The 10190-nt window shown below is 55.1% G+C and carries 10 protein-coding genes; 4 read left to right on the top strand and 6 right to left on the bottom strand.

Annotated elements, in window-relative coordinates; genetic code table 11:
- The 4 genes from FHC48_RS09120 to folA form a co-directional block, all read left to right on the top strand.
- Positions 1-100, top strand: a 100-nt coding sequence (locus FHC48_RS09120) for an IS1 family transposase (protein ID WP_000641146.1), incomplete at its 5' end; no start/stop codon positions are given.
- A gap of 182 nt (positions 101-282) precedes the next feature.
- A complete protein-coding gene (kefF, locus tag FHC48_RS09115) occupies positions 283-813 on the top strand; it encodes a glutathione-regulated potassium-efflux system oxidoreductase KefF (RefSeq protein ID WP_059365044.1) in 531 nt (176 codons plus the stop codon).
- Positions 806-2671 (top strand): glutathione-regulated potassium-efflux system protein KefC, encoded by a 1866-nt coding sequence (kefC, locus tag FHC48_RS09110; protein WP_059365042.1) that lies wholly within the window; start codon positions 806-808, stop codon positions 2669-2671. Before kefF ends, kefC begins: the two co-directional genes overlap by 8 nt.
- A gap of 114 nt (positions 2672-2785) precedes the next feature.
- Complete coding sequence (folA, locus tag FHC48_RS09105) at positions 2786-3265, top strand: type 3 dihydrofolate reductase (RefSeq protein WP_008502023.1); 480 nt, start codon at positions 2786-2788, stop codon at positions 3263-3265.
- Between the two features lie 41 nt (positions 3266-3306).
- On the opposite strand, the gene apaH is transcribed toward folA, so the two are convergent.
- The 6 genes from apaH to lptD are packed head-to-tail and all read right to left on the bottom strand — an operon-like array spanning position 3307 to position 10036.
- Positions 3307-4155 (bottom strand): bis(5'-nucleosyl)-tetraphosphatase (symmetrical) ApaH, encoded by an 849-nt coding sequence (apaH, locus tag FHC48_RS09100; protein WP_213374618.1) that lies wholly within the window; start codon positions 4153-4155, stop codon positions 3307-3309.
- Between the two features lie 4 nt (positions 4156-4159).
- The gene (gene apaG, locus FHC48_RS09095; protein ID WP_008502021.1) at positions 4160-4537 is read right to left on the bottom strand and encodes a Co2+/Mg2+ efflux protein ApaG; all 378 of its coding nucleotides are present in this window, start codon (positions 4535-4537) and stop codon (positions 4160-4162) included.
- Between the two features lie 3 nt (positions 4538-4540).
- Entirely contained in the window at positions 4541-5362 is an 822-nt protein-coding gene (gene rsmA / locus FHC48_RS09090; RefSeq protein WP_008502020.1) for a 16S rRNA (adenine(1518)-N(6)/adenine(1519)-N(6))-dimethyltransferase RsmA, read from the bottom strand.
- Entirely contained in the window at positions 5359-6345 is a 987-nt protein-coding gene (gene pdxA / locus FHC48_RS09085; RefSeq protein WP_021240548.1) for a 4-hydroxythreonine-4-phosphate dehydrogenase PdxA, read from the bottom strand. Before pdxA ends, rsmA begins: the two co-directional genes overlap by 4 nt.
- On the bottom strand, positions 6345-7631 hold the full coding sequence (gene surA / locus FHC48_RS09080; protein WP_059365037.1) for a peptidylprolyl isomerase SurA: 1287 nt from the start codon (positions 7629-7631) through the stop codon (positions 6345-6347). Before surA ends, pdxA begins: the two co-directional genes overlap by 1 nt.
- 53 nt (positions 7632-7684) lie before the next feature.
- Positions 7685-10036 (bottom strand): LPS assembly protein LptD, encoded by a 2352-nt coding sequence (lptD, locus tag FHC48_RS09075; protein WP_220420524.1) that lies wholly within the window; start codon positions 10034-10036, stop codon positions 7685-7687.
- Between the last annotated feature and the right edge of the window lie 154 nt (positions 10037-10190).

Here is a 10190-nt window from a genome sequence, read left to right as displayed (position 1 = left end):
TCTGGCAAGGCTGGGACGGAAGTCGCTGTCGTTCTCAAAATCGGTGGAGCTGCATGACAAAGTCATCGGGCATTATCTGAACATAAAACACTATCAATAAGTTGGAGTCATTACCTGAAGTGAGGTATTCACATCCTGGATTTTTTGGAGAGGAAAAATCGTCCAACGAATGATGATTACCAATAGCTGCGCTTTCCTTTTCATGGCTGCTACGCCCCTTTCACCGGGCGGGTTAACTGTCTACACTCACTGCTACAAGAAGAGAAGAAGACAGGCCATTTGATGATACTCATAATTTATGCGCACCCCTATCCGCAGCACTCGCATGCGAATAAGCGGATGCTTGAGCAGGTAAGGACGCTTGAAAACGTCGAGATACGTTCCCTCTATCAACTCTATCCCGATTTCAACATCGATATTGCCGCCGAACAGGAGGCGCTCTCCCGTGCCGATCTGATCGTCTGGCAGCATCCCATGCAGTGGTACAGCACGCCTCCACTCCTGAAATTGTGGATTGATAAAGTCTTCTCCCACGGCTGGGCGTATGGCCACAACGGCCATGCGCTAAAAGGGAAAAGCCTGATGTGGGCGGTCACCACGGGTGGAGGGGAAAGCCACTTTGATATTGGTTCCTTCCCGGGGTTTGAGGTTCTGGCACAGCCGCTGCAGGCGACCGCACTTTATTGCGGGCTGAACTGGCTCCCGCCTTTTGCGATGCACTGCACCTTTGTCTGCGACGATGAAACGCTGCAGGCGCAGGCGCGCCATTATAAACAACGCTTACTTGAGTGGCAGGAGGTGCACCATGGATAGCCATACGCTGATACAGGCGCTGATTTACCTCGGCGCGGCGGCGCTGATTGTACCCGTGGCGGTTCGCCTGGGACTGGGCTCTGTTCTCGGCTATCTGATTGCGGGCTGCGTCATTGGGCCGTGGGGTTTTCGACTGGTGACGGATGCAGAGGCAATCCTCCATTTCGCTGAAATCGGCGTTGTGCTGATGCTCTTTGTGATTGGTCTGGAACTCGATCCGCAGCGCCTGTGGAAGCTTCGCGCCTCGGTGTTTGGCGGCGGGGCGCTGCAGATGGTGGCCTGCGGCCTGCTGCTGGGTGGGTTCTGCATCCTGCTGGGCATGGACTGGAAAGTGGCAGAGCTTATCGGCATGACGCTGGCGCTCTCCTCGACCGCCATTGCCATGCAGGCCATGAACGAGCGCAATCTGACGGTCTCCCAGATGGGACGCAGCGCGTTCTCGGTGCTGCTGTTCCAGGACATTGCCGCTATCCCGCTGGTGGCGATGATCCCACTGCTGGCGGCCAGCGGCTCCGCCACGACGCTGGGGGCGTTTGCGCTGTCGGCATTAAAAGTGGTGGGGGCGCTGGCGCTGGTGGTGCTGCTTGGTCGCTACGTCACCCGTCCGCTGCTGCGGTTCGTTGCCCGCTCGGGCCTTCGCGAAGTGTTCAGCGCCGTGGCGCTCTTCCTGGTGTTTGGCTTCGGTCTGCTGTTGGAGGAGGCCGGGCTGTCGATGGCGATGGGGGCCTTCCTGGCGGGCGTTCTGCTGGCGAGTTCTGAATACCGTCACGCGCTGGAAAGCGATATCGAGCCGTTTAAAGGCTTGCTGCTGGGGCTGTTTTTCATCGGCGTGGGGATGTCCGTCGACTTCGGCACGCTGGTGACGCATCCGCTGCGGATCGTCGTCCTGCTGGTCGGCTTCCTGATCATTAAAATGGCGATGCTGTGGCTGATTGCGCGTCCGCTGAAGGTGCCGAATAAGCAGCGCAACTGGTTTGCGGTTCTGCTGGGGCAGGGGAGCGAATTTGCGTTTGTGGTCTTTGGCGCAGCACAGATGGCAAACGTCCTCGACCCAGAATGGGCGAAAGCGCTGACGCTCGCGGTCGCGCTGTCGATGGCCGCGACGCCTATTCTGCTGGTGGTGCTGACGCGTCTGGAAAAATCGGGTAGCGAGCAGGAGCGCGAAGCCGATGAAATTGACGAAGAGCAGCCGCGCGTCATTATTGCCGGATTTGGCCGCTACGGGCAGATCGTTGGCCGTCTGCTGCTGTCCAGCGGGGTGACAATGGTTATCCTCGATCACGACCCCGACCATGTCGATACCCTGCGAAAATTTGATATGAAGGTGTTTTACGGCGATGCAACCCGCGTCGATCTGCTGGAATCTGCCGGGGCGGCAAAAGCGGAGGTGTTGATTAACGCCATTGACGATCCGGAGACCAGCATGCAGATGGTGGAAATGGCGAAAGAACATTTCCCGAATCTGACCATCATTTCCCGCGCCCGCGATGTGGATCACTATATCCGGCTGCGGCAGGCGGGGGTAGAAGCACCGGAGCGTGAAACCTTTGAAGGCGCGCTGAAGTCTGGCCGCATGGCGCTGGAAAATCTGGGGCTCGGCGCGTACGAAGCGCGCGAGCGTGCGGACCTGTTCCGCCGCTTTAATACTGAGATGGTGGAAGAGATGGCGGCGATGGCCGGGAGTACGGCCACCGAGCGTGCGGCGGTGTTTAAACGCACCAGCGCGATGCTGACGGAAATCATTAACGAGGACCGTAATCACCTGTCGCTGATCCAGCGTCACGGCTGGCAGGGAACGGAAGAGGGCAAGCATACCGGGGATCCGGCTGACGAACCGGAGAGTAAACCTTCCGCGTGAAGTGGAGTTGCCAGCAATAATAAAAAATTTCTTTATCTTTACCCTGCCGCCAGTCGACGAAAGATTAAGCTTTCCGTATAGTGGCGGCAATTTTTTGCATCCGGGAAATTTTCAATGATCAGTCTGATTGCAGCGCTGGCGGTGGACCGCGTTATCGGTATGGAAAATGCCATGCCGTGGAACCTGCCTGCCGATCTCGCATGGTTTAAACGTACTACGTTAAACAAGCCGGTAGTGATGGGCCGCCTGACCTGGGAGTCGATTGGTCGTCCATTGCCGGGCCGTAAAAATATCGTTATCAGCAGCCAGCCGGGCACTGACGATCGCGTCGAATGGGTAAAATCAGTCGACGAGGCGATTGCTGCATGCGGCAATGCCGAAGAGATCATGGTGATTGGCGGCGGGCGCGTGTACGAGCAGTTCCTGCCAAAAGCGCAGAAGCTGTATCTGACCCACATTGATGCGGAAGTGGAAGGGGATACCCATTTCCCTGACTACGATCCGGACGAGTGGGAATCGGTATTCAGTGAATTCCACGACGCGGATGCACAGAACTCCCACAGCTACTGCTTCGAGATTCTGGAACGTCGTTAAGTGATTTTTTCCCTCTCCCGGCCGGGAGAGGGAAGTGCATATCAGGAGGCAACCGCCTCGTCTTCCCCTAAGTCCAGCTGTCGGTTGGACGGCTGAACAAAGTAAGTTTTATCTTCCCAGCGTAAGCAGGTTAACTCTCCGCCCCAGCAGCATCCGGTATCCAGACCGTAGATCCCTTCCGGCGTTCCTTTTCCTTCCAGTGCAGCCCAGTGACCAAATACCACGTTGTACTCACTTGTCACCGGCCCCGGAATGGCAAACCACGGTTTTAGCGGAGCGGGCGCGCTCTCCGGCGTCTCTTTGGAATACATGTCCAGCTGTCCGTTCGGGAAGCAGAAACGCATGCGGGTGAAGGCGTTGGTAATAAAGCGCAGACGCGCCAGACCGCTGAGATCCTCGCTCCAGTGGTTCGGCATATCGCCGTACATGGCATCGAGGAAGAAAGGATAGGAGTCGCTCGCCAGCACCGCCTCAACGTCGCGCGCACAGGTTTTCGCCGTCTCAAGATCCCATTGTGGCGTGATCCCGGCATGCGCCATGACCAGCTTTTTCTCTTCGTCGACCTGCAGCAGCGGCTGACGGCGCAGCCAGTTAATCAGATCGTCGGCATCTGGCGCATCCAGCAGCGGGGTGAGGCGATCTTTAGGCTTGTTGCGGCTGATCCCGGCGAACACCGCCAGCAGATGCAGATCGTGATTGCCCAGCACCATGCGCACGTTGTCGCCTAGCGATTTGACGAAACGTAATACTTCAAGGGAGCCGGGGCCACGCGCGACTAAATCGCCCGTCAGCCAGAGTGTGTCCTGTCCTGGCGTAAAGTCGACCTGTTTTAATAATGCGATCAGTTCATCGTAGCAACCGTGAACGTCGCCAATCAGATATGTAGACATTAGATTAATGAATGAGTGTGGTTACGGCGAGACGGAACACAGGAATGGCAACGCGGAAATCATTGCCATCGACGTCGACCATTTCATAATGGCCTTGCATGGTACCCATCGGCGTTTCAATCACCGCGCCGCTGGTGTACTGGTACTCTTCGCCAGGGGCGATATGAGGCTGTTCACCGACCACACCTTCCCCCTGGACTTCGATTTCGCGGCCATTGCCGTTGGTGATAAGCCAGTAGCGTCCGCGCAGCTGCACGGGCGTCCGCCCCAGATTGCGAATGGTCACGGTGTAAGCAAAGACAAAACGTTCTTCATCCGGTGAGGACTGTGATTCAACATAAACGCTTTGTACATGGACACATACGCGGGGCGAATCAATCATGGCTTAACTCTCCTTCGGCGGCGCATTTTCGCTGATGTAATTAGCCAGCTTGCAGTACTGCTCTACGGAGATGTTCTCCGCACGCATTGCCGGGTCGATCCCAAGCTCAGCTAACACCTCAACGGTGAAGGAATTGCTGAGGCTGTTACGGATCGTTTTACGACGCTGGTTAAAGGCTTCAGTGGTGATGCGGCTCAGTACACGCAGATCTTTTACCGGGTACGGTTTCGTTTTGTGCGGCACAAGGCGCACAACCGCTGAATCCACTTTCGGTGGTGGTGTGAACGCTGACGGCGGTACTTCGAGTACCGGGATCACGTTGCAGTAATATTGCGCCATCACGCTTAAACGACCATACGCTTTACTGTTCGGGCCTGCAACCAGGCGGTTAACCACCTCTTTTTGCAACATGAAGTGCATGTCGGCAATGGCATCAGTATAGCTAAAGAGGTGGAACATGAGCGGCGTGGAGATGTTATACGGCAGGTTGCCGAATACGCGCAGCGGCTGACCCATTTTTTCTGACAGTTCGCCGAAGTTCATGGTCATGGCGTCCTGCTGATAGATGGTCAGCTTCGGCCCGAGGAACGGGTGCGTTTGCAGGCGTGCGGCCAGATCGCGGTCCAGTTCGATGACGGTCAGTTCGTCGAGGCGTTCGCCTACCGGCTCGGTCAGCGCGGCAAGACCCGGGCCGATTTCGACCATCGCCTGGCCTTTTTGCGGATTAATAGCCGAGACAATGCTTTCGATCACGAACTGATCGTTTAGGAAGTTTTGCCCGAAACGTTTACGGGCTAAGTGGCCCTGATGGACTCGATTAGTCATTGAGTATTAACAATCATTTTGATGGCGAGATTAAGCGCCGTAATAAAACTGCCGACATCCGCCTTCCCCTGGCCTGCCAGATCCAGCGCAGTACCGTGGTCAACGGACGTTCGAATAAAGGGTAAACCGAGGGTGATATTCACGCCGCGGCCAAAGCCCTGGTATTTTAGCACGGGCAGGCCCTGATCGTGGTACATCGCGAGCACGGCGTCGGCATTATCCAGGTATTTCGGCTGGAAAAGGGTATCAGCAGGCAGCGGACCGCTGAGATTCATCCCCTTCGCCCGCATTTCGTTGAGTACCGGAATGATGGTGTCGATCTCTTCGGTACCCATGTGCCCGCCTTCGCCGGCGTGCGGATTCAGGCCGCAGATCAGCACATGCGGCTGCGGGATCCCAAATTTTGTCTGCAGATCGTGATGCAAAATCCCGATGATCTCGCGCAGGAGTTCAGGCGTGATCGCATCCGGAATCGCTTTGATCGGCAGATGGGTGGTCACCAGCGCAACGCGCATTTCTTCCGTCGCCAGCATCATCACCACTTTCGGACTGTGCGAGCGCTCTTCAAAGAACTCCGTATGCCCGGTAAACGGTATACCCGCTTCGTTGATGACGCCTTTGTGGACGGGGCCGGTAATCAGGGCGGCAAATTCGCCCTTCAGGCAACCGTCGCAGGCGCGCGCAAGGGTTTCAACGACATAGTGGCCGTTTTCCGTGCTGAGCTGGCCAGGAATGACCGGCGTACGAAGGGGAACAGAAAGAAGGGTGAGGGTACCGGCTTGCTGCGGTGCAGGCTGTTGGCCTTCAACGTAAGGGATGAGCGTTAAAGGCAGACCGAGCAGCGCTGCCCGGTCTTGTAACAGTGTTGCATCGGCGCAGACAACCAGTTCTACTGGCCAGCTGCGCTGGGCAAGCTGGACAACGAGGTCAGGCCCAATCCCGGCGGGTTCGCCGGGCGTGATAACAACACGATGCTGTTTCATTAGTTGCTCAGCACTTTCACGTAAGCACTGGCGCGTTGTTCCTGCATCCAGGTGGCTGCTTCTTCAGAAAACTTACGGTTAAACAGCATGCGGTAGGCTCTGTCTTTCTGTGCTGCATCCGTTTTATCAACGTTACGAGTGTCCATCAGCTCGATCAGATGCCAGCCAAACGAAGAGTGTACCGGCGCGCTGATCTGGCCTTTGTTCAGCTTCATCAACGCGTCACGGAAGGCAGGATCGTAAATATCCGCCGCTGCCCAGCCCAGATCGCCACCCTGGTTAGCAGAGCCAGGATCCTGAGAGAACTCTTTTGCTGCCTTCGCAAACGAGGTTTTACCGCTCTTAATATCTGCCGCAATCTGTTGCAGCTTCGCACGCGCCTGATCGTCAGTCATGATCGGTGACGGCTTCAGCAGAATGTGGCGAGCGTGAACTTCGGTAACGGAGATATTTTGGCTCTGACCGCGCAGATCGTTCACTTTCAGAATGTGGAAGCCCACGCCTGAACGGATTGGACCGACGATATCGCCTTTCTTAGCCGTGCTCAGTGCCTGAGCAAAGAGGGATGGCAGCTCCTGAATACGTCCCCAGCCCATCTGACCGCCTTTCAGCGCCTGTTGGTCTGCGGAGTAGGTGATGGCCAGCTTGCCAAAGTCACCGCCGTTACGCGCCTGTTCGACAATTGAACGTGCCTGGCTTTCTGCTTCCGCAGCCTGATCGGACGTAGGGTTCTCTGGCAGTGGGATCAGAATGTGGCTCAGGTTCAGCTCTGTGCTTGCATCGTTCTGGTTACCCACCTGTTTTGCCAGCGCGTCCACTTCCTGAGGCAGGATAGTGACTCGGCGACGCACTTCGTTGTTACGCACTTCCGAAATCAGCATCTCTTTACGGATCTGGTTACGATAGGTAGCGTAGCTGATGCCGTCATAGGCCAGACGGCTGCGCATCTGGTCTAAAGACATATTGTTCTGCTTTGCGATGTTAGCGATCGCCTGATCGAGCTGCTCGTCAGTGACCTTCACACCCATTTTCTGCCCCATCTGAAGAACGATCTGATCCATGATCAGGCGTTCCAGGATCTGGTGGCGCAGCGTGGCGTCATCCGGAAGCTGCTGACCCGCTTCGCCCGAATTGAGCTTCACCGATTTCATCAGACCGTCAACGTCACTTTCAAGCACGACGCCGTTGTTAACCACAGCAGCGACTTTATCAACAACCTGGGGGGCCGCGAAGCTGGTATTCGCAACCATAGCGACACCGAGCAGCAGCGTTTTCCAGTTCTTCATACTTTTTCCATTTCAATTAACCGCAAAGCGGATTACGTTGCAAATCAAGCACATTACAAGGAACTGCGGTAAGGCAGAATGTTCGAGCGCAGCATTTTCTGCGTACCCAGACCGTAGTTGGAACTCAGGCCGCGTAACTCGAAGTTAAAGCCAATCACGTTATCGTATTTGCTCTGATTGTTTTCCCAGCCGTTAAGCTTACGTTCGTAACCGACACGCAGCGCGTAGCAGCAGGAGTTATATTGCAGCCCCAACATTTGGTCAGCAGCTTTATTGGTGTTAGTGTCAAAGTAGTAAGCGCCTACGATTGACCAACGGTCGGCGATAGGCCAACTCGCTGCGCCACCCACCTGCGAAATACCGTCTTTATACTGCTCGGCAGTACCATAGTTTGGTAATGTCGCCTGAATATATTCGGGACTGGCATAACGATAGGTCAATTGCACCATCCGATCTTCATCCCGGCGATATTCTATAGCCGCCGTGCTGTTAGCGATATTGTCGAGACGGGTGTCATACTGAACGCCACCACGCAGGCCCCAACGATCGGTCATGCGCCAGTAGGTATCGCCAGCCCAAATCAGCGAACCCGTCTTATTATCTTTCTCCCACTTAATGTTGTCATCGCCCGTGCGAGACTCGGTGAAATAATAGATTTGACCAACAGAAACGTTAAAACGTTCAACGGCAGCATCATCATAAACGCGCGATGTGACCCCGGTCGTTAACTGGTTCGCTGATGCGATGCGGTCAAGGCCACCGTAGGTACGGTCGCGGAACAGGCCACTGTAGTCAGACTGCAGTAAAGAAGAGTCGTAGTTATTGATGTTGCTCTGATCGCGATAAGGCACGTACAGATACTGCATACGTGGCTCCAGCGTCTGGGTATAGCCATCCGCCAGAAGATCCATATCGCGTTCGAAGATCAGCTTACCGTCCATTTTGAACTGAGGAAGCGTACGGTTTACTGATTCTTCCAGGTGACCGGTATTGTTTGGGTTCGCGTTGTAATCATCTATGTTTTTCTGCTGATAGTGTGTCGCCATCAGCTTAGCTTCCGTGTTCAGACTAGCCCAGTCATTCGACCATGGAAGGTTAATGACGGGCTCCAGGTGAACACGGGTGGCTTCCGGCATAGAGGAATTGGTGTTTACAAAATGCACTGCCTGGCCATAAATGCGGGTATCAAATGGCCCTACGTCATTCTGGTACCAGTTAACGTCCAACTGCGGTTCGGCACCATAGGTACTCGCCGTCTGGCTTGAGAACACCTGGAACTGCTTACTAGTTACCGTCGCATCGAAGTTCTGCACCGCATAGCCAACGCTGAAGATCTGCGTTGCATAACCGTCGGTACTCGAACCGTATTTTGACGAAAAATCGTTGAAGTAGTTCGGGTCACTGACCTTGGTGTAATTGACGTTGAAACGCCACACCTGATCCATCACCCCGGAATGCTGCCAGAAATACATCCAGCGGTGCTTATCACCTTCAGTGGGATGCTCGTCCTGGAAGACTTTATCCGACGGCAGATAATCCAGCTCCATCAGACCCGCACCGGCGTGGGTCAGATAGCGGAACTCGTTCTCCCACATGACGTTACCGCGCTTGTGGATATAGTGCGGCGTGATCGTCGCATCCATGTTAGGCGCGATGTTCCAGTAATACGGCAGGTAGAACTCAAAGTAGTTCGTGGTGCTGTATTTGGCATTCGGGATCAGGAAACCGGAGCGACGTTTGTCACCCACCGGAAGCTGCAGATAAGGGCTGTAGAATATGGGGACCGGACCCACCTTGAAGCGGGCGTTCCAGATCTCTGCGACCTGCTCTTCGCGGTCATGGATAACTTCGCTCCCGACCACGCTCCAGGTATTTGAACCCGGCAGACACGACGTGAACGTGCCATTTTCCAGGATCGTATAGCGGTTTTCACCGCGCTGTTTCATCAGGTCCGCGTCACCGCGCCCCTGGCGACCCACCATCTGGTAATCACCTTTCCAGACGTTAGTGTCTTTGGTATTCAGGTTTGACCAAGCTTTCGGACCTTTCAGGATGACCTGATTGTCGTCATAGTGCACATTACCCAGCGCATCCACCGTTCGTACCGGCTCGGCCGCACCTTCCGGCTGCTTCTGGTGCAACTGCACTTCATCTGCCTGCAGGCGGCTATTGCCCTGGTTAATATCGACATTGCCTGTAAAGGTGGCATTGTCAGGGTAAGTCCCTTTTGAACTGTCGGCAGTAATGGTTACCGGCAAGCTATTTGTATCGCCACTCACCAGTGGGCGATTATAACTTGGGACGCCAAGCATACACTGCGAGGCGAGATCGGCCGCCAGCCCCTGTTGACTGTACAGGGTGGTGCCAATCATTGTGGCCAGGAGGGTGGGGATACGTTTTTTCATACGTTGTATTTTATTGTTCCGTCATCAGTGGCTACGGCTTACAAACGCTCAGAGACTATCTTACTCATCTGCGCAGTACCAGCGTTAATCCTGCCCGTTTGCGTGCCAGAGTGTTAGGCTCGCTATCGAATGACGAGTATGATAAAGCAAATTA

The sequence above is a fragment of the Enterobacter sp. EC_50 genome (assembly GCF_019584525.1).
Taxonomy (GTDB): domain Bacteria; phylum Pseudomonadota; class Gammaproteobacteria; order Enterobacterales; family Enterobacteriaceae; genus Enterobacter; species Enterobacter roggenkampii.
Note: the sequence above shows the minus strand (reverse complement) of the source record. Positions and strands in the feature narration are given on the sequence as shown.